The sequence below is a fragment of the Staphylococcus marylandisciuri genome (assembly GCF_025519785.1).
GTDB lineage: Bacteria > Bacillota > Bacilli > Staphylococcales > Staphylococcaceae > Staphylococcus > Staphylococcus marylandisciuri.
In genome coordinates this window covers 26,485-47,673 of the sequence record NZ_JAOPKZ010000003.1, presented here as the reverse complement: position 1 = coordinate 47,673, position 21,189 = coordinate 26,485, and the positions used below count along the sequence as shown (strand labels likewise).

Genomic DNA, 21,189 nt, shown 5'->3' with positions numbered 1-21,189 from the left:
TATATTCAAAGTTCAATATCAGCGCTCATTAATTTACGGCGATGACCATTTTCCTCTTCTATAATTAGAAAACCATCCTTGTCTATATCTATTGCTTTACCAATATAGAGGTTCTCATTTTCAGTGAATTTCAATTGTTTATCCCATATATTTGAAGCATCAATATATTCTTGTCTAATGTGGTTGAAAGGTTCACTGACAAATTGATTATACCTTTTGTTAATATTTATAATCAGTTCTTTTAGAAAAGAGTAGCGATTAATCTTAGTATTGGCACTGAGTCGGATACTCGTCGCCTTCTCCTTCAATTCACCTTGAAAGTCTTCACTTAGATGATTCATATTGATACCAATTCCACAAATAACTGCTTCAATTCCATCATTATTGGCCACCATTTCAGTTAGAAAGCCGCAAACTTTTCGCCCGTTGATGTAGACATCATTAGGCCACTTGACAGTAACAATTTCATCTGTGAAAGGTTGAATTGCTTCTTTAATACCTAACGCTATAAATAAATTAAATGTCGTGATCATCGAGAAAGGAACGCGCGGTCTCAGGACGAGTGACATCCATAACCCCTTCCCTCTGGAGGACTTCCAAGGACGATTAAACCGACCTCGCCCTTTTGTTTGTTCGTCACTTAATATAAGATACGAATCATTATTTCCAACTAGTAATTGTTTAGCTTTTAATTGTGTTGAATCTAAACTAGTATATACCTCTATATGGTCGAAACAGTCTTGTTCCTCAACGAGTGGTTTCACAATACCACTATACCATTTATCAGGTAAATCAATTAAGCGGTGCCCTTTCTGATTCATAGATTCAATTTTGCAACCTTCTTTTTTGAGCTGATCGATAATTTTTTTGACAGCTGTTCTGGAAATTTGAAGTTGAGTGGCGATATATTGGCCAGAAATATATTCAGATTGGTGCTCATATAACATTTGAATAACATCTTTACTATATTTCGACATGTGTTTCCATCCATTCTATTATATCTTTTTTATTATTTTTAACTTGATGATTGACGACTCCGACTTCTATTTGGCGTAAGGTATCTTTAATCCATGCTCCGCCCTTTTTGCCTGTATGTTCTAATAAATCTTTTCCCGAAACACTTAAATCTCTACGGCTTAGAATAGTTAAATTACTATGTATATCGTTGATAGCAGCTTTATTAAATATTAAAGCAGACGGGATATGGATGTTATTATCTTCTAATATAGGGAGCAGTTTAATCATTCGGTGAAGGTTTTCAATCCCAAAATCATAGACATACAAGCGTAGAGATTTTTTTGAATCGATGTCCTGTAGCCGTTGTATCATGTTTATCATAGTTTGTACTTGTTTTTTTTCTACATTACTAACTTTTAATTTAGCTAAGGTGGTTTTTTCTTCTTGAAGACAATTTAATATTGCAAGAAATGAAATAAAGTCGACAGGCTGGCGTATGCTTAGTGCATCAATCTGGAATTCTTGAAAGTAAGGTATATAATTGAAGGCGTTCGTTTTTAATAAGTGACTAAAGGCTTGCGATACATTAATTCCTGTAAATAATTTTTTTAACTCAACCACTATTCGTTCTATTGAAAGATGTTTAATCGATGACATATTATCATGCATTGCATCTAAAGTATCTTTCTCAATATCGAAATTTAACTGTGCTTGAAATCTAAGGCCCCTAAGTATACGTAGCGCATCTTCGCCAAATCGTTCAGAGGGTTTACCTACCGTACGGATGAGGTGACGTTCAATATCTTTAGTGCCCTCGAAGTAATCGATAATGTCATAGTTGATGTTCATTGCTAGTGCATTAATAGTAAAGTCTCGGCGTTTCACATCTTCGTATAAATTTCGTACGAAATATACCTCACTAGGTCTACGATGATCTCGATATTCGGCTTCTGCTCTGAAGGTGGTTATTTCATAGTTATTACCTTGATGTACTACGTTAATAGTTCCATGTTCTTTACCTATAGGTATCGTCTTATTGAATATTCGCTCGATCTCCTCAGGTGTAGCACTTGTAGTAATATCTATATCGTGTATAGGGCGATTCATTAAGTAGTCACGGACAGCCCCGCCGACAAAGTATGCTTGATACCCTTCTTCCTCTAAATGATTTAATATAGGTTTAGCTTCAGCGAATTTAATATTAGTCATAATTTCCCTCTAACATTAATTTATAATAGTATTCGTATTGGTCAGTAATTAAATCAGAAGAGAATCGTTCTGTTATATCTTTTAGCATGTTGTCTTGCATGTTTTGATAAAGTTTAGGATTCTGCAATAAACGTATAGCATGCCGGCTAGCAGTATCACTGTCGCCTATTTCCACAACATAACCAGTCTCTCCATGTTTAATCACTTCTTTTATTCCCCCAGCATCTGACCCTATCGGTACAACGCCAGTCTTCATAGCTTCAAGTAATGTAAGTCCAAAACTTTCTTTCTCACTTAGTAATAAGACAATATCTGCTAATTGGTAGAATTCACTGATCCACTCTTGCTTTCCTAAAAATAAAATCCTGTCTTCTAATCCCATCTCACGAGCCTTTTCTTTCATATCCATTAGTTCTGGACCGTCACCTAATAATAATAGTTTAGATGACACTTCTTGATTTACTTTTGCAAAAGTATCAATAATAGTATCTATACGTTTCACCTTTCTAAAGTTAGAAACGTGAATTAAAACTTTTTCATCAGGCTCTATATTATAGTAAGGTTTCAAAGATTCATCGTGTTTAGTTTCAAATTCTGTCTCTCTAACGAAATTATATACAGTATAGATATCTTTGTTTGGTTTAATAATTTCGTGCGTTTGCCTTGCTAAAGCATGGCTTACACTAGTTACTATATCACTTTGCTCTATACCAAATTTGATACCATTCTTTAAAGAATGATCATAGCCGAGTACTGTAATATCTGTTCCATGTAGAGTAGTAATAATCTTAACATTTTGTTTGCGAGACATTTGTTTGCCTAGAATCCCACATACTGCATGTGGTACAGCATAGTGCATGTGCAGGATATCTAAATCATATTCATCGATAACTTCAGCTATCTTAGTACTCAATGTGATATCGTAAGGAGGATATTGGAAGACGGCATACTGATTGACTTCAACTTGATGAAAAGTAATGTTGGGTAAGGGTTTGCGTAGACGAAATGGTATGTTTGAAGTTATAAAGTGTATATCATGGCCTCGTTCAGCTAGCTTAATACCAAGTTCTGTAGCTATGATGCCGGAACCTCCCATAGAAGGATAGCATGTAATACCTATTTTCATTTTCATTGCCGCCTTTCTTTATAGTTGAGACGTAAAGTTTCTGTGCTTTAGCAAACCGATAAACGGTGTCCCAAAAACAGGATTTTCGACAGAAACGCTCACGATTCGGGAGCGGGACAGAAATCTAATTTGAATAAAAAGATTTCGTAGTCCCGCCCCGGCAAGGATGACTAGAATTGAAAAAAGCTTGATACAAGCGCATTTTCAAATCAGTCATCTACTGCCAAGATGCTGAAAGAGGTTGAGACATTACATTATGTCCCAGTTTCTCTGTGTTGGGGCCCAACCCCAACTCGCTGTGCTTGTTGGGAGCGGGACAGAAATCTAATTTAAATAAAAAGATTTCGTAGTCCCGCCCCGGCAAGGATGACTAGAATTGAAAAAAGCTTGATACAAGCGCATTTTCAAATCAGTCATCTACTGCCAAGATGCTGAAAGAGGTTGAGACATTACATTATGTCCTAGTTTCTCTGTGTTGGGGCCCAACCCCAACTCGCTGTGCTTGTTGAAACTGGAGTCCCAGTTTCTCTGTGTTGGGGCCCCACCCCAACTCGCATTGCTGGTGGAAACTGATGAACCAGTTTCTTTGTGTTGGGGCCCCGGCTCACATCCTAAACGCTTTTGTCCCGACTTCTTTTTTCAAATCTATCTTTATCTCTTGTATTGAACTTGTGCATCGTCTTATCAAAGCTTTGAGTCATATCTATATCTAAAGAGTTGGCGATACATAATAATACAAACAAGTTATCTCCTAATTCGGCTTCGATTGTATTATCTGCTTCTGTTTGCTTCTTCTTTTTTTCGCCATAGTAATGATTTATTTCCCTAGAAAGTTCTCCAACTTCTTCTGTGAGACGAGCGAGATTAGCTAAAGGTGAGAAATATCCTGCTTTAAATTGATTGATGTATTGATCTACTTCTCGTTGCATATCATACATTGATTTCATATTACTCTAATCCCCCTATAATATAAGTCTAATCTAGTATAGCTTAAATTTGAGTGCTGTGCATTTCTTCTGCAATTAGAAATGGAGTATGATAGAAATCTAATTGACTTAGTAGTCATACCCCTGACAAGTTAACTAAAATTGTTATAAAGCTTAAGCAGATGAGAACACAAGTACCTGCTAGTAATTCTAGAAATAAAAAATTTTCTCGACTAAAATTAAAGATACAAAAGATGCCTTCTCATAGCGGTTAATATTTCATATTTTAAAATTGCAATTAAAGACATACTTAGATTAAAGCCTGGGACATAAATCCCAGAAAAAGAGCACTCAAATGATTTAAATCATTTCATCTGAATTTTAATAGTGAAAGGTTTATTAAAATAGCGTACATTAAAAGGGAGCGGGACAGAAATCTAATTTGAATAAAAAGATTTCGTAGTCCCGCCCCGGCAAGGATGACTAGAATTGAAAAAGCTTGATACAAGCGCATTTTCAAATCAGTCATCTACTGCCAAGATGCTGAAGAGGCTGGGACTTCTGTCCCAGCCTCTTCCTCACTTATTCAAGAACTTTATGATTTGGCCTCGTTATCAATCATTTCCTCTAGCCATCAATATAAAACGTGACAGTTCGGCTAATGCTACTGCAGTTGAAGCTACATAAGTCATCGCAGCAGCTGAGAGAACTTTTCTAGCATGTTTATGTTCTTTCTCATTAACAATATTAAGTTGTTGAATTTGTTTCATTGCACGATTACTGGCGTCAAATTCAACGGGTAAAGTAATAATAGAAAATAGTACTGCTAATGAGAATAATGCTACGCCAATCCATAACGCTGTTGAACCAAGTGGTGAGTGTACAAATGCAGTTAGGATAACGCCTGCCATGATACAGAGATAACCGAGGTTACTACCTACATTTGCTAGTGGTACAAGCGCGCTTCTGAATCTGAGGAAGAAATAACCTTCAGCATGTTGAATCGCATGACCCACTTCATGGGCAGCTATAGCAGTACCTGCAACTGACGGTCTGTCGTAATTCGCTGGAGATAACACGAGTACTTTTTTACTTGGATCATAGTGATCAGTTAAAAAGCCTTCTCCTTTAACAACTTCAACGTCATAAATCCCGTTAGCATGAAGTATTTCTAATGCGACTTCTCGCCCAGTCTTACCACTAGTTGAACGCACTTGAGCGTACTTTTCATAGTTCGACTTAACTTTGTGCTGAGCCCATAATGGAATAATCATGACAATAATAAAGTATATAATCATATAAATAAAAGACAAAATACTCACTCCTTAATCTTTATTTTACTGTCTTCAAAAATACCGGTCAACTATTATAACCTGCTTCTTCCTTAGTTTTATGCGAAATGTAGAGATGGGTAATCAGCGATGAAATAAGACCTTGATAAACTTTATGGAAATGATGCTTATTATATGAAATGGTTAATGATAAAACGATTAACTATCATAGCCTTTTATTTCCTAATAAGAACAGCACAATCTTAAATTCAACCTGAAAGTCGCAGTTATTCTCTATTTCGCATAGAACGAGTGAGTAGAATGTAGCAAACTAGTGATAAGACGCTTAGCCAAAAAGTTAGATATGCTACTAAACTTAAATGAGAAGCTATAAAGGGATAGATCGGATACTGCATGAAAACGTAATCTATTACATCATTATGGAAGATCCAAATCAGAGCAACTATACAAGCAATCCAATTGAACTTAAAACGCGGAGCAAAAATGATTGCTTCTAAAGCCATGATACTATGAGAAATTAATAAAAAAACACTAGTTACTGTAAACAAGTTATAGTAAAACATCAATATAACATTAATAAGTACAGCCCATAAGCCGTACTTTACTAAACTAACAAACGCTAATCCTTCCAACACTGGCCAATTTCTTCCTATGATAAACAGAAATAGCACTATTGTTAAGAACAAGGTAGCTGTTGGGCTATCGGGTACAAAGAACTTGAATAGCCCTTTAGTTTGATGTATTTGATTACTGTACCAAACATATCCGTAAATTGTACCTATTAAGTTACAGATGAAGAATAACCACAAGCACTTCTTTGAATAAATAAAATAGAACCATATCGAACGTAATTGCATACTTTTAGCCCTTTGTTGATGAATTGAGTGAACGTAATTTAAATGTGTTGAGCAAATGTGAAAAGTGATAGAATAAATCACGATCATTTAACCTTAGACTTAAATCAATGTTATCTTTTAAAAAATCTATGATGAGTTGTTCTTTATAGGGTGATAATTGAAGTGAATAAATATCACTCAAATATTTTGAATACTGAGGTGAGTGTAGCAGTTGCTTTACTAATATATCTTCTTGTCTAGAGTCCTGTTCTTGATCTTGAGCAAAGTGGACTTTGATATCTACAGACTTTTTAGCATCAACGATTTGATGGAATATTTCATTAGAGTTTTTTAAAGATAGATGTTTACTCGATAATTTTATCCCTAAGTTGTGTGAGCCGCTTGTACTGATCTCTAAAGTATCGTGCCCTTTTATTACATGTTTAACAAAATGAATTTTACTGAGCAATTCCGGTTGAGTTTTTATATAGTTTAGCAACCAAACGGTTATCCTTGATTTAAAGGTATAGTTAAATAATAAATATTCTATATAATCAGCTTTAAAACGAGACAGCTCGTTCATACACTCACCCCCTCTCTTATCCAAAAGATCTAAAATCTGACTTTTATTGAATTCTTTCAGCTTCTTCATGCCATGTTGGGTTAGCAGGGTCTAGCTCTACAAGTTTGTCAAGTAAAGGTTTCGCTTTGTCAACTTGACCAATTTCAATAAGGTAGAAGTAATAGTCTGACAGAAAGGCAGATTGTGTTTGAAGCGTTGGATACGCTAAGTCATAAAAATGTTGCGCTTCTTTATCTCTTTCCTCGTGACTATAAGCTACCGCAAGATGCCATTCAAATACTGGATCTAAATCCTCTTCATCTACATACGATAATAATTGAATAATTGAATCATAATCTTCTTCATTTCTGTAGAAATCACTTAAAATCAACACCGGCTCGTGATACGCAGGATCAACCTCTAAAGCTTGTATAAGATGTTGTACCCCGTCATTCTGGTCTCCGTGCTCTAATTCAAGCACACCAGTAGAAACCATAAGCTCTTTATAGAATTGACTTAAACGTAGCCCTTCATTACCAATTTCAATGGCATCAGGATAATTTTTCTCAGTGTTATAAAGATGTTGTAAGTAGAGATAACCCTGCATGAAATCGGGATCTTTAGATAACAGAGTCCGGACTAATTTTGTAGCTTCTTGCACTAAATCATTTTTTTCGTAAGCGATTGCTTTTTTGAAATAGTCTTCTGAATCCATTTCTTCTTCGTTCATCTCATCAAACATTGCAATTGCATCTGTATAATTACCACTTTGAAGAGCACAAACAGCTAAACGAGAGAAAAGGTTCACGTGATTAACTTCATATTCTCCTGTTTCGAGTACAGTTTCATATTCACTTGTAGCTCTGAGATATTGACCATCGTAGTAGAGCAATTCCGCCAACGCAAAATGAATAATAGGATCATTAGGTTCAATGTCAATAGCTTCAGTTAGTTTATCTATAGCTACTTCCAGCATATTGAGTTGTTGATATAAATCAGCTTCTAGCATAAGCCGCTCTACTGATAACTCTACTTCACTTAAGTATTCTAATGCTTCATCTGTTTCATCTTCTGCCATTAAGCCTTCAATAAAATAAATTAATACTTCACTTTCATCAGGATATTTGTGATATAAAGTACGAAAAACTTCTAGCCCTTGAGGCGTTAGTCCGAAGTTATACAATGTTTCCCCTAGAATAAATAAAGCATCGTCATTGGAAGTGTTTAAGACATTATCAACTCGAGAATCGAGATTATCCAATTTCTGCATATTTATGTCGTCTATGAGTTTATATATCTCTTGCATAAATTAAACCTCTTTTTCTAACTTTTTTAAATGAGTTAAGAAACCTGGATATGAGATGTTAACCGCTTCGAATTGTTTAATATCAATAGGTTTAGTACTTAGAATTGATGCTATAGCAAGCATCATACCTATTCGATGGTCTTTGTGACTATCCACCTCACACATTGTTTCAATATGAGATGGTTTAATTAGCAGACCATCTGCTGTAGGTATCAACTGGCATCCTAGTTTATTGAGTTCAGATGCAGTAGTATCAATGCGATTCGTTTCTTTATACTTTAGTTCTTCAGCATCGCTAATTTGTGAAATCCCACTCGCTTGTGTACACAGTAACGCAATAATAGGTATTTCATCAATAGCTCTAGGTATGAGTTCTCCATTAATATGAATAGGTTTCAAATCAGGCGTATATTGAACTCTTATACTAGCAGTTGGCTCAGGGCCGTTCGTAGTATTAAACTGCTCTATATTGCCATTCATAAGTTTAACGACATCGATAATACCAGATCTAGTAGGGTTTAAACCAACATTATGAATTGTTATATCACTTCCAGGAGTGATCAAACCTGCAACAATAAAGTAAGCGGCGGAAGAAATATCTCCCGGCACTTTAAAATGACTTGGTTGGATATGTTCAATTGCCCTTTTCTCTAAGGAAATTTGGTATTTCGACACTTTAATCGGTATTTGATAATGTTGAAACATAGTTTCGGTGTGATTTCTAGTAGTGGTGCTTTCATAAATCGTAGTCGTGCCGTTTGCAAATAGACCTGCGAGTAAGATTGCGCTTTTAACTTGAGCACTCGCGACTTCCATTTTATATTGAATACCTCTTATCGAAGCGGGTTTAATAATTAAAGGAGTATAATTATCCTCGATCCCCTCTATATGTGCCCCCATTTTACGTAGAGGTTGAATAATGCGGTCCATCGGTCGTTGCCCAATAGAGCTATCGCCTGAGAGTACAGCATTGATACCTAAACCACAAAGGAGGCCAGCGACTAAGCGCGTTGTCGTCCCTGAATTACCAGTGTAAAGTACTTGGTGCGGAATGTGAAGATGTTGATAACCCGGTGAACGTACTACAATCGAATCTTCCTTCACCGTGATCTCTACGCCAAGCTTGCGAAAAATCTCAACAGTACGCAAGCAATCCTCACCTAATAAAGGTTCAGAAATGATTGAGGTTCCTCTAGCTAGTGCACTCAGTATTATAGCTCGATGTGTCATAGACTTATCGCCCGGAACATGTATCTGACCTTTAAGCGGGCCTGAAATATTAATATTTTGCAAGTTGCTCACATTTACCACCTACTTTAGAATATATTCTTTAAGCTGTTTAAAAGCGAGTTTATGTTCTCGTTTACTTATATCTCTTATGACAGGTTCGCCGATGGATTTGAGTAAAACCATTTTAGTGCCTGCTGCGGTATTTTTCTTATCTAATAACATGAGTTGATAAAGCTCTTCAAAATTAAATGAGTTTATAAGGGATACTGGATAGCCCAGTTCGTTAAAGTAAGTGATATAACTCTTAACATCGAAGTTAGCATTTATACTAATGTTAGAGACTATAAATTGATAAATTATGCCTATTGCTACTGCATGTCCGTGAGGAATTTTATACCGATACTCAATAGCATGCCCTAACGTATGACCTAAATTTAGAAATTTACGTAAGTTACGCTCCTTCTCGTCAGCCACTATGATATTAAGTTTAGTTTGAATCCCTCTATGAAGGAATTCTTCAATCCGTTTCATTGATTGTAAACACTTTTGATCTGGATACGCTTCTTCTAAATCATGTTTGAAATCATTATTACTTAATAGAGCATGCTTATATACTTCAGTATAGCCACTCAATATTTCTGAGTAGGGTAAGCTGCGTAGAAAATCTAGATCGTATAGTACTGCTTTAGGTCTGTAGAAAGCACCGATTAAATTTTTCCCGTGTTGAGAATTTATACCTACTTTACCGCCGACACTCGAATCATGAGCTAATATCGTGGTTGGAATTTGGATAAAATCTACGCCTCTTAAAAGTGTTGAGGCTATGAAACCAGTAAAGTCTCCAGTAGCACCACCGCCTACTGCAACTAAGCAAGTATTGCGTGTTAACTTATATTCAAGCAATTCCTCTATCGTTTGTTCATAATAATAAAGTGTTTTAGTAGACTCTCCGGAGGGCACCGTTTTAATAACACCATCTATTTTAGTAGACAGAGATAGAATTTTGTCTTTCCATATTTTAAAAATCTGCGCATCAACAAGTAATATCACTTTATCATGATTGGAAACGATATCTTCAATTTTATCTATAGCACCGCTCTCGATATATATGGGATAGTTATTACTATTATAAGTTGTTTCTAAAAACATACATTCACCTATTTCTCTTTAAAACTGCGCGTTTAATTTACGACGTTCTTCAACCTGATGCTTGAATTGATCGATGTGGTTAGATTGAAATTCCTCTAGCAACGCTTTAGCAATTTCAAATGCAACTACATGCTCAACTACTACACTCGCTGCAGGTACTGCACAGCTATCAGAACGTTCAACTGAAGCTTTAAAGATTTCTTTGCTGTTAATATCTACTGAGTTAAGTGGCTTATACAATGTAGGTATAGGCTTCATCACTCCATTAACAACAATAGGCATGCCATTAGACATACCCCCCTCTAAGCCACCTAAGTGATTAGATCCTCGGTAAAAACCTTTAGTTTCAGAATATAATATTTCATCTTGGATTTGACTACCAGGCTTTTCAGCAGCTTTAAATCCTTCCCCAAAACTTACACCTTTAAATGCATTAATACTCACGACGCTTTGAGCTATACGCCCATCAAGTTTACGGTCATAATGAACATAACTTCCTATCCCAATTGGCATATTCTCAACGATTGTTTGAACTACGCCGCCAATTGAATCTCCTTCTTTTTTAGCTTCGTCGATTCGCTCACGCATAGCTTGTGCGATAGAATCGTCTATCACCCGAACATCATTTGTATCGATATTCTGTTTAATTGTTTCTAATGTATGATTAGTTGAATCTTTAATACCACCTATTTCAACTACCCGACTATAGAGATTTATATTTAGTGTTTCTAACAAGACTTTACAAACAGCACCAACAGCTACACGTGCGGCAGTTTCACGTGCAGATGATCGCTCCAGTACGTTGCGCAAGTCTCGATGATTGTATTTCATACCCCCAACTAAATCAGCATGGCCAGGTCTAGGCTTAGTTATAACACGTTTCATATTTTCTTGCTCTGCTTCACTTATAGGTGCTACACCCATGATTTTCTTCCAATGTGAAAAGTCGTCATTTGTAACAATAATGGTTACGGGGCTTCCTAAGGTATATCCATTCCTTACCCCAGAGACTATTTCTACAGAGTCCTTTTCAATTTTCATGCGTCGCCCTCGACCATAGCCGCCTTGGCGTTTAAACATTTCTTTATTGATATCTTCTGGTGTTATAGCTAAGTTAGCGGGTAAACCCTCAATGATAACAGTTAGCTGTGGACCATGTGATTCACCAGATGTCAAAAATCTTAAACTCATCACGTCTCACTCCGATCAAATTACAGTTTAATTCGTATTATAACAATTTTACCACATAAGATTACTGATTATAAAAAGGGTGAGACTGAAAATCTAGATGATTTTCTTCGTCTCACCCTAAAAGTTCAAGACACATAAATCTAGTGCATAAATTCAATGATATTCAGTAATCTAACTCTAGAGAATGACTTAAAGCAAAGAAGCGGTTAAAATGCGGCTTATTCGTATATCCATTCTTCATTGTTTGCTTTATAATCACTTAACTCTTCAGGTTTAAACCATAAGTTAATTTCTTTATCTGCTGATTCTGATGAATCAGAACCGTGAATAATGTTACGACCGATAGTTAAACCGAAGTCCCCACGAATAGTGCCTGGTGCAGCTTCTGATGGATTTGTTTCACCGATGATATGACGTGAAACATTAACTGCATCTTCACCTTCTACAACCATAGCAAATACAGGTGCTGAAGTAATGAACGATACTAGACCTTCATAAAATGGTTTGCCTTGGTGTTCAGAGTAATGAGTCTCTGCTAATGAACGTGGTACTGAAAGGAGTTTAGCACCTACTAATTTAAGACCTTTTCGTTCGATACGTGAAACGATTTCTCCAATTAAATTTCTTTGTACCGCGTCAGGTTTTAACATAAGAAATGTTCTTTCCATTATCAATTGCCCCCTATGATGTATATCTTATTTATCGCTATTTTACATCTTATCAGTTTACTCAAGCGCTTTCAATATATTTTAAATTTCAAGTATTTCGTTTGCTCATTCTTTGAAGTAATTTCTTAAACAATGTCTTAGGATACTCAGTGTCGAGCGTTTCAATAAGTTCTTCCGCTTTATATAAGTAGCGATCACTTACTCTTTTTGAAGTTTGAATCGCCGTAGACGCTCTCACCATTTGGATACAATATTGAAATTCTTCTTTAGAGCTATTAGCGTCAAGCTGTTCTATTTGTTTCTTAAAATGACTATTAGATTTCATTTCAAGTAGAACAGGTAAGGTTAAATGTCCGTTAAGTAAATCACTACCTACTGGCTTACCTAACTGTTTCTCTGAACTCGTAAAGTCTAATATATCATCGACGATTTGAAAGCTCATCCCAATATAGTAGCCTATCATCTTAAGCTTACGCACAGTTGATTGATCAGCTCCAGACGTAATAGCTCCTACTTCAGTGGCAAGTTGAATGAGTAAAGCAGTTTTTCGTTTAATACGTCTCAAATAATTGGTAATCGTTTGTTGACTATTAAATTGATCTTGAAATTGAAAGAGTTCACCTTTACAAACATCTATTATCGCATGTGAGATTACTTTGTGCACGCGCACGTCTTCAATTGCAGATATATATTCGAGTGCTAAAGCCAGTAAAAAGTTCCCGGTCAAAATTGCAGTATTTTGATCCCATTTTCGTGCTATTGTAAGTCGGCCACGGCGTTTGTCGCTTTTATCTATTACATCATCATGCACTAAAGTAGCCATGTGAATTAGTTCTAGTGCAACCCCAACACGATATGTATCTTCGTTCATTGACTTGCCAAATTGGCTACTCAATATAACAAATGCAGGTCTGATACGTTTACCACCCGAAGTTAGTAAATGTTTGGACGCATCTTCAAGCACTTTATCCTTACTGGTTATTAACTTTTCCAACCTTTTTTCTATCACTTTTATTTCTTTGTTCATGTTTAACTTTGCCACAGTTATCACCTTTGGTAGTTATTATTTACTTATAGCCAAGGTGCATTGCAGCAACGCCACCTGTAAAGCTACGAATCTTGATATTGCTAAAGCCAGCTTGATTAAACAAACGCTTGAGTTTTTCTTTGTCAGGAAAGTCAAAAGTGGACTGTTGTAGCCATTCATATTCATCTTTAGATTTGGCGAATATCTTTCCGAAGATCGGCATGATGAATTTAAAGTAAAGTTTGTACAGTTGCTTGAATATTGGTGCGGTAGGTTGACTCGTTTCTAAACATACCACTTTCCCCCCTGGTTTCAATACGCGGTACAATTCTTTTAAAGTAGCAAGATAATCAGGTACATTTCGCAAGCCAAAACCGATCGTCACATAGTCGAAAGTATTGTCGTTGAAAGGTAGATTCATCGCATCGCCATGCACTAAGCGAATATTTGAAAATTCTTTCGTTTTCTCCTTGCCAACTTTCAGCATATTTTCACTAAAATCAAGTCCAGTTACTTCTCCTGTATTACCTACAGCTTTGCTGAGGGCGATGGTCCAATCAGCAGTTCCACAACAAACATCAAGAGCTTCACTACCTTCCTGTACATTCATCTCTTTCATAACCTGTTTACGCCATATTTTGTGTTGTTCGAAACTAATGATATTATTTAAACGATCATACTTTCCAGATATATTCTGAAATACTTTGTGAACTTGCTCTTTTTTTGCTTTATTATCAGCCATGTTATTACCTCTTTTTAAATATGTCTTGTTTCTATATCTTCTAAAATAGAATTTAATTCTTCGTGTTTAAACTTCAATAAATAGGAAGGACAATTGTCTTTTAAATTATTTAATATTTTGTTGTTAAGCTCTTCAAGATCAACGTTTGAAGCGAAATAACTAAGTGTGATTGATGGGAAAGCAGTTTCAATCGTGAGTATAGCTTTAGCTAATTCCTCATTTGAGAGCGTATCGTGATGTATAGCCGATTTTAATTCGTTTATTCTCACAATTGCAGTACTGATTTGTTGTTGATACTCAGGTTCATTTAATTCCGCTAATAATGTATAAAAATGGGCACTTAATAAGTCACCTACTAAAATAGCATTTCTTGAAAGATTTCTATTTGTAATAGAGTCTAAGTGTCGCATTGCAGTGTCTATAGTGAGGCACGCGAGTTTAGCATCTTCACTTATATCGTACTGATCTAGTATTTGACTTAAGTTCAGATTATATTCAATGGTTTCATATGTATTTACACCTTTTAGGTGAGCTTTAATTTGATTATCTAATAGACGATATGTTGACTCCATGTTTACACCTCACGTTAGTATCACTATACATATTAACATTATAAGCATAAAAATTAAATCGCGGTATCTTAAATTAGCTTGTACTCGTTGTACATTTGTGATTTTTAAAAATGATATTCTTTATAACCACAGCTCTTAGATTCAAGTGTTGTCCAATTATTGGTTTATGTTTGAGAAATAATATAGTTGGCGGCTTAAATAAGTGCAATTATTGTATCGATATGATACGAGCTTGTTCATCTAATCATATACTAGTATAGTACCTTTTATACATCATAGGTAAGGCGCAGAGGACGCTGAGCTTAACTTATAATATATTTTGCGTAAAGTATGTAGGATGTTTTTTTGTACTTTAAATTAATTTGTTGCTATCGATAGTTTTAAAATTATGTATAAATAGATGAATGTCATGGATTTGAAAGGATTCAACAAGTCTAGTATAAGCCTTAGGCACAATACCCTTTCATTTGATTTATAAGGAGATATTTATCATGGAAGAGTCGTGCCTTTTCCATTTCAAAAATAAATAGAGCCTGGGACATAATGGTCTTTGACTAGAGAGAAAGAGGCTGTGACATAATGTAATGTCTCAGTCTCTTTCAGCATCTTGGCAGTAGATGACTGATTTGAAAATGCGCTTGTATCAAGCTTTCTTCAATTCTAGTCATCCTTGCCGGGGCGGGACTACGAAATCTTTTTATTCCAATTAGATTTCTGTCCCGCTCCCTCCAACATCTTGGCAGTAGATGACTGATTTGAAAACGCGCTTGTATCAAGCTTTTTTCAATTCTAGTCATCTTTGCCGAGGCGGGATTACGAAATCTTTTTAGTCAAATTAGATTTCTGTCCCGCTCCCGAATCGTGAGCGTTTCTGTGCACAATCCTGCTATGGGGACGCTGTTCATCGGGTCCCAGAGCACAAAACTTTATGTCTCAACCTCTTAAACAAGTCATCAGTTGTGAAGCCAAACGATCTTTATATCAATAATTAAAGGCTGAAACATAAATATGTCCCAGCCTTTAGTAATAAGTAAAGAATTATTTAACTGCATCTTTTAAAGCTTTACCAGCTTTGAATGCTGGAACTTTGCTTGCAGGAATGTCAATTTCTTTACCTGTTTGAGGATTACGTCCTTTACGTGCAGCACGTTCACGTACCTCAAAGTTACCGAAACCAATTAATTGTACTTTTTCACCTTTAGAAAGTGAAGATTGGATTGATTCGAATACTGCATCTACAGCAGCATTAGCATCTTTTTTAGTTAAGTCAGCTTGTTCTGCTACAGCATTGATTAAATCTGTCTTATTCATTTCAAATTCACCTCCCTAGGATTAATAATGATACCTTAATATCATTATGCTATGACTTTAACACACGCATAACTGTCACTGCAATGATTTATACGTAAATTCGATGGTATTTATAAGAATTTTATTAAAAATAAAGCTCGATTTAATTAAAAGTGTAAAAGTGCTATGCTATTCAGCTTTTTTATCTCGTCCCATCAAATACTCTAAACTTTTATCGACGGGTTGATCTTCGAATAACACGCCATATAACGCATTTGTAATCGGCATATCGACGTGTTGAATTTGGGCTAAATCATGAACTGATTTAGTGGTGTAAATACCTTCAACAACCATATTCATATCGTTTAATGCTTCATCAAGAGTTAGGCCTTTACCTAGCTTATATCCTAGCGTAAAGTTACGAGAATGAGTAGAAGTACACGTCACAATTAAGTCACCTATACCTCCTAGTCCTAAGAAAGTCATAGGGTCCGCACCTAATTTTTCACCTAAACGACTAATCTCTGCTAAACCTCTAGTTATTAGAGCTGCTTTAGCATTGTCGCCGAAGCCCATACCTGAGACTACGCCGCTTGCGATAGCGATGACGTTTTTTAACGCACCGCCTAGCTCAACTCCTACCAAATCTTGATTAGTATAAACACGTAAATATTGATTCATAAATAAATCTTGGATAAGTTGACTAACTTCTGCTGACTTTGATGAAGCTGCGACTGTTGTGGGCTGTTTGATCACCACTTCTTCAGCGTGACTTGGGCCTGAAAGGACACCGATACCGTTATTATGTTCAGGTGAAATCGAATCTTCAATCATCTCAGAAACGCGTTTAAATGTATTATTTTCTATACCTTTTGCTACATGAATGAAGGTTTTAGGTGACGTAATAATCTGATCGATTTGAGTGACGATTTCTCTAATAGCTTTAGTAGGTAAAGCTATTAAATAAATATCTGCAAAAGCAGTAGCCTCTTTGATATCAGCAGTAGCTTTTATATTTTCGCAAAGTGTAACATCAGATAAATAACGTGTATTTTGATGATTTTCATTTACCTCTTTAATTGATTGATCGTTCTTACCCCACATAAGTACTTTATGACCATTTTGAGATAAGACGTTAGCTAAGGCAGTACCAAAACTCCCCATACCAAATACTGTAACTTCCGTCATAACCCATCCTCCTATGATTAATTTCTTTTTCTAGGAACTATGTGAACTGGCGTACCCTCAAAGCCAAAGGCACTACGAATTTGATTCTCTAAGTAGCGCTTATATGAAAAGTGCATAAGTTCTACATCATTAACAAAAACAATAAATGTAGGCGGTTCAATTGCTACTTGAGTAGTATAGAATACATTGAGACGTCGACCTTTGTCAGTTGGCGTTGGATTCATCGTTATCGCATCGGTAACCACTTCATTAAGAGTTGAACTCTTAACACGTTTTTTGTGATTCTCACTCGCTTCATTAATATATGGAAATAAAGTTGTAAGACGTTGCTTTTCTTTAGCTGAAATAAAAGCAATTTGTGCATAATCTAAAAATTGAAAAGCTTGACGAATTTCATCGGTAAACCTTTTCATTGTATTGCTATCTTTATCCACTGTATCCCATTTATTAACTACTATAACGATAGCTTTTCCTTCTTCGTGTGCATAGCCAGCAACTCTTTTATCCTGTTCAATAATACCTTGTTCGGCGTCTATGACCACGAGGACAACGTTAGAGCGTTCTATAGCCTTAAGTGCTCTGAGCACTGAGTATTTCTCAGTGGTTTCATATATTTTTCCTTTTTTACGCATACCCGCTGTATCTATCAGTACATAATCTTGACCTTCATAACTGTATTCAGTATCGATTGCGTCACGAGTTGTTCCAGCTATATTAGAAACTATGACACGTTCTTCGCCTAATAATGCGTTAATTAAGCTAGATTTCCCAACATTAGGGCGGCCGATGATAGATAATTTAATTGTGTGTTCGTCATAGGGATCAGGTTCTTCCTTAGGGAAATGTTTAACCACCTCATCAAGAAGATCACCTAGCCCTAGACCATGTGAACCTGAAATAGGATAAGGGTCTCCAAATCCTAGAGAATAAAAGTCGTAAATATCATTTTTCATTTCTAAATTATCAACTTTATTCACAGCTAAGACGACAGGTTTTTTAGATTTGTATAACATTTGGGCTACCATCTCGTCACTTTGGGATAGACCTTCTCGCACATTCACCATAAAAATGATTACATCAGCTTCGTCTATAGCTATTTCAGCTTGAGCGCGAATTTGTGCTTGAAAAGGTGCGTCCCCAATCTCTATGCCCCCAGTATCAATGAGGTTAAAGTCATGAGTGAGCCACTCACCACTAGCATAAATACGATCACGCGTGACACCTGGTGTATCTTCAACAATGGAAACCCTTTCCCCTACGACCCGATTAAAAATTGTAGACTTACCGACGTTTGGCCGGCCTACAATAGCAACTACAGGTTTCGTCATTTAGAACTTCCTCTCTACTTTAATCTCTATAATTTTATCATAACGTATGTTAAAGCTAAAGAAATACTCTTGAGTGGTTCAAATTTAAATAGTAGCAATAGATCTATATTATGTAATTGTGAACTAACTACATTTGCTGAAGAAGAATGAAGAGAGATAAAGATTTTGTGCTCTGGAAACAGGTTAACGTCTTCCAAGAACAGGATTGTCGACAGAAACGCTCATGATTCGGGAGCGGGACAGAAATCTAATTTAAACAAAAAGATTTCGTAGTCCCGCCCCGGCAAGGATGACTAGAATTGAAAGAAGCTTGATACAAGCGCGTTTCAAATCAGTCATCTACTGCCGAAATGTTGAAGAGGCTGGGACTTATGTCCCAGCCTCGATAAACACAAACATATTGAAATATTTTACTTTAAAATTTAAAGTCTTTTAATTTATCTCCAAAGACATCACCAAGAGTTGGATTATCTTCGTCTTCATTCTTGCTTGATAAATAACTTTCGGTCGTCTCATCGTCACTTTCAATGACATCCTCAGCTGGGATAGTAGCTTTGATTGACAATGAGATACGCTCTTCTTCAGGGTCGACACCTAAGATTTTAACAGTGACTGGTTGACCTGGTTCGAGCACTTCGCCCGGTGTTCCAATGTGCTTATGGCTAATTTCTGAGATGTGAACGAGACCTTGTACGCCTGCACTAATTTCAACAAAAGCACCAAAGTTAACTAAGCGAACTACTGTGCCTTCAATCATGTCGCCTTCATTAATTTGCCCTTTTATTGCTTCAAACGGACTTGGTAGCGTATCTTTGATTGACAACGAAATTCGTTCATTGTCTTTATCAACAGATTTAATCTTAACTTTAACTTCATCACCGATTGAGACTGCATCTTCTGGCGATTTAATGTGTTCATGTGATAATTCGGACACGTGAACTAATCCATCAACGCCGCCGATGTCGATAAACGCACCAAAGTTAGTTAAACGGGCAACTTTACCGTCGATTATATCGCCTTCATTAAGAGAGTCTAATAGTTTCTCTTTCTTTTCAGCATTCTCTAGCTCTTCAACTGCTTTATGACTTAAAATGACGCGATTATTTGCAGGGTCTAACTCTTCTACTTTGAGTTTAAGTGTTTGCCCCTCGTAATCCGAGAAGTCCTCAATAAAGTCAGTTGAAATAAGTGAAGCAGGAATAAAACCGCGTTGGCCTACATCTACCACTAAGCCGCCTTTAACTACCTCAGTGACTTCTGCTTCGATTGTTTCATTATTATCTAATTTATCTTGTAAAAATTCATATGATTTTTCAGTTTCAAGCTGACGTTTAGATAAAATGTAAGCGCCACTTTCATTTTCTTCATCTACTTCAATTTTTGTTACGTAAGCTCCTACTTCATCTCCAACTTTAACAGCTTCATTAGGATTGTCTATACGATGAGTAGAGAGTTGACTAATTGGGATAATACCATTAAACTTACCACCGTTTACATGGACGATTACTTGCTTATCTTGAATTTCTTGAACTTCAGCAGTAACCTTATCCCCCTCTTTGATTTCGGAAATCATGGATTCGTTGAATTCTTCAGTCATCATGTCTGCCTCCTTAAACACTACATAATTATAACATCTTATAATTAGACAGAATTGTCAAGGAATACCACTTTAAAGAGTGGTCCCTATTATAGCGCCTGTATTATTTTAAAGTGTGTGCTTCTTCGTACTTCTTTAATTAATATATTGTTCTTTTCACACTTCTTCCTGTAACCTATACCCAACCCGGTGAGGTATTTAAACGTCAGTTCGGCTTAATCTTTTAATAAACTTATATAAGAATTAAGACACTAATTTGACTAGTTAATATAAATTTTAGAGAAGAAATATCTAGAGTTTGAGAATTAAGTTTTTACGTATCATTAGTTTAGCTTTGATACGTAGGACAAAATTTCTGTAGTTACTTCATCGATAGACTTTCCTGTAGTATCAAGCGTAATTGCGTCTTCTGCTTTTCGTAAAGGTGAGATTTCACGATTCATATCAAACGTATCACGCTTAGATATTTCTTCTTTCAATTGTTCTAAATTAGAATCAATTCCACGTTCTTCATTGTCTAACTGGCGACGTTTTGCACGTTCCTCTACTGAGGCGATCATATAGATCTTCAATTCTGCGTCAGGTAAGACTACAGTACCTATATCTCTTCCATCCATAACTATTCCTTTTTTAGCTGCTAGTTCTTTTTGTTTATTTACAGCAAACGTCCGTACGGGTTCTTGCGATGCAACGTATGAAACATGTTGAGTGACGTCGTTTTCACGTAAGAATGGCGTGACATTCTCGCCGTCTAGTATAATAAGCTGACCTTGTTCTTCATCATACGTCAGTTCTAAAGTAGTATCGTCTATGAGATGTTGAATGTTCTTGGGCTGGTTCACCCGTAAGTATTTATAAGTTATAGCACGGTACATTGCTCCTGTATCCACATATATCATAGATAGTTTGGCTGCAACACGCTTAGCAATAGTGCTTTTACCTGCTGCAGCAGGCCCGTCTAACGCAATGTTAATTGATTTCATAATTCATATC

The 21,189-nt window shown here is 36.1% G+C and carries 22 protein-coding genes; all 22 read right to left on the bottom strand.

The window, feature by feature from the left end; all coding sequences use genetic code 11:
* Nucleotides 1–5: 5 nt before the first annotated feature.
* A complete protein-coding gene (locus N9R04_RS02160; protein WP_262854648.1) occupies nt 6–977 on the bottom strand; it encodes a biotin--[acetyl-CoA-carboxylase] ligase in 972 nt (323 codons plus the stop codon).
* The gene (locus tag N9R04_RS02155; protein WP_262854642.1) at nt 964–2,166 is read right to left on the bottom strand and encodes a CCA tRNA nucleotidyltransferase; all 1,203 of its coding nucleotides are present in this window, start codon (nt 2,164–2,166) and stop codon (nt 964–966) included. Before N9R04_RS02155 ends, N9R04_RS02160 begins: the two co-directional genes overlap by 14 nt.
* Nucleotides 2,159–3,292, bottom strand: coding sequence for an N-acetyl-alpha-D-glucosaminyl L-malate synthase BshA (bshA, locus tag N9R04_RS02150; protein WP_262854638.1), 1,134 nt, complete (start codon nt 3,290–3,292; stop codon nt 2,159–2,161). Before bshA ends, N9R04_RS02155 begins: the two co-directional genes overlap by 8 nt.
* A gap of 217 nt (nt 3,293–3,509) precedes the next feature.
* Nucleotides 3,510–3,656: a hypothetical protein gene (locus N9R04_RS02145; protein ID WP_262854632.1), complete on the bottom strand. Its 147-nt coding sequence runs from the start codon at nt 3,654–3,656 to the stop codon at nt 3,510–3,512.
* A gap of 97 nt (nt 3,657–3,753) precedes the next feature.
* On the bottom strand, nt 3,754–3,900 hold the full coding sequence (locus tag N9R04_RS02140) for a hypothetical protein (RefSeq protein WP_262854626.1): 147 nt from the start codon (nt 3,898–3,900) through the stop codon (nt 3,754–3,756).
* A 3-nt stretch (nt 3,901–3,903) separates the two neighbouring features.
* A complete protein-coding gene (locus N9R04_RS02135; RefSeq protein WP_262854622.1) occupies nt 3,904–4,239 on the bottom strand; it encodes a nucleotide pyrophosphohydrolase in 336 nt (111 codons plus the stop codon).
* A gap of 593 nt (nt 4,240–4,832) precedes the next feature.
* Nucleotides 4,833–5,531: a zinc metallopeptidase gene (locus N9R04_RS02130; RefSeq protein WP_262854618.1), complete on the bottom strand. Its 699-nt coding sequence runs from the start codon at nt 5,529–5,531 to the stop codon at nt 4,833–4,835.
* Between the two features lie 245 nt (nt 5,532–5,776).
* Complete coding sequence (locus N9R04_RS02125) at nt 5,777–6,367, bottom strand: DUF1405 domain-containing protein (RefSeq protein ID WP_262854614.1); 591 nt, start codon at nt 6,365–6,367, stop codon at nt 5,777–5,779.
* 4 nt (nt 6,368–6,371) lie between these two features.
* Complete coding sequence (locus N9R04_RS02120) at nt 6,372–6,929, bottom strand: YpiB family protein (protein ID WP_262854612.1); 558 nt, start codon at nt 6,927–6,929, stop codon at nt 6,372–6,374.
* Nucleotides 6,930–6,972: 43 nt separating this feature from the next.
* A complete protein-coding gene (locus N9R04_RS02115) occupies nt 6,973–8,214 on the bottom strand; it encodes a tetratricopeptide repeat protein (RefSeq protein ID WP_262854607.1) in 1,242 nt (413 codons plus the stop codon).
* Nucleotides 8,215–8,217: 3 nt separating this feature from the next.
* Nucleotides 8,218–9,516 (bottom strand): 3-phosphoshikimate 1-carboxyvinyltransferase, encoded by a 1,299-nt coding sequence (aroA, locus tag N9R04_RS02110; RefSeq protein ID WP_262854601.1) that lies wholly within the window; start codon nt 9,514–9,516, stop codon nt 8,218–8,220.
* A gap of 9 nt (nt 9,517–9,525) precedes the next feature.
* Nucleotides 9,526–10,593 (bottom strand): 3-dehydroquinate synthase, encoded by a 1,068-nt coding sequence (gene aroB / locus N9R04_RS02105; protein WP_262854597.1) that lies wholly within the window; start codon nt 10,591–10,593, stop codon nt 9,526–9,528.
* A gap of 18 nt (nt 10,594–10,611) precedes the next feature.
* The gene (gene aroC, locus N9R04_RS02100; RefSeq protein ID WP_262854593.1) at nt 10,612–11,784 is read right to left on the bottom strand and encodes a chorismate synthase; all 1,173 of its coding nucleotides are present in this window, start codon (nt 11,782–11,784) and stop codon (nt 10,612–10,614) included.
* A 218-nt stretch (nt 11,785–12,002) separates the two neighbouring features.
* Complete coding sequence (gene ndk / locus N9R04_RS02095; protein ID WP_262854591.1) at nt 12,003–12,452, bottom strand: nucleoside-diphosphate kinase; 450 nt, start codon at nt 12,450–12,452, stop codon at nt 12,003–12,005.
* A gap of 88 nt (nt 12,453–12,540) precedes the next feature.
* Complete coding sequence (locus N9R04_RS02090; RefSeq protein ID WP_262854587.1) at nt 12,541–13,494, bottom strand: polyprenyl synthetase family protein; 954 nt, start codon at nt 13,492–13,494, stop codon at nt 12,541–12,543.
* Nucleotides 13,495–13,519: 25 nt separating this feature from the next.
* The gene (locus N9R04_RS02085; RefSeq protein WP_262854583.1) at nt 13,520–14,221 is read right to left on the bottom strand and encodes a demethylmenaquinone methyltransferase; all 702 of its coding nucleotides are present in this window, start codon (nt 14,219–14,221) and stop codon (nt 13,520–13,522) included.
* Nucleotides 14,222–14,235: 14 nt separating this feature from the next.
* Nucleotides 14,236–14,793, bottom strand: a complete 558-nt coding sequence (locus N9R04_RS02080) for a heptaprenyl diphosphate synthase component 1 (protein WP_262854579.1) — start codon at nt 14,791–14,793, stop codon at nt 14,236–14,238.
* A 1,038-nt stretch (nt 14,794–15,831) separates the two neighbouring features.
* Nucleotides 15,832–16,104: a non-specific DNA-binding protein Hbs gene (gene hbs, locus N9R04_RS02075; protein WP_002472176.1), complete on the bottom strand. Its 273-nt coding sequence runs from the start codon at nt 16,102–16,104 to the stop codon at nt 15,832–15,834.
* A 168-nt stretch (nt 16,105–16,272) separates the two neighbouring features.
* Nucleotides 16,273–17,271, bottom strand: coding sequence for an NAD(P)H-dependent glycerol-3-phosphate dehydrogenase (locus tag N9R04_RS02070; RefSeq protein WP_262854569.1), 999 nt, complete (start codon nt 17,269–17,271; stop codon nt 16,273–16,275).
* A gap of 17 nt (nt 17,272–17,288) precedes the next feature.
* Nucleotides 17,289–18,599, bottom strand: a complete 1,311-nt coding sequence (gene der, locus N9R04_RS02065; protein ID WP_262854568.1) for a ribosome biogenesis GTPase Der — start codon at nt 18,597–18,599, stop codon at nt 17,289–17,291.
* Between the two features lie 415 nt (nt 18,600–19,014).
* Nucleotides 19,015–20,196, bottom strand: a complete 1,182-nt coding sequence (rpsA, locus tag N9R04_RS02060) for a 30S ribosomal protein S1 (RefSeq protein ID WP_262854565.1) — start codon at nt 20,194–20,196, stop codon at nt 19,015–19,017.
* 323 nt (nt 20,197–20,519) lie between these two features.
* Nucleotides 20,520–21,179: a (d)CMP kinase gene (gene cmk, locus N9R04_RS02055; RefSeq protein WP_262854560.1), complete on the bottom strand. Its 660-nt coding sequence runs from the start codon at nt 21,177–21,179 to the stop codon at nt 20,520–20,522.
* Between the last annotated feature and the right edge of the window lie 10 nt (nt 21,180–21,189).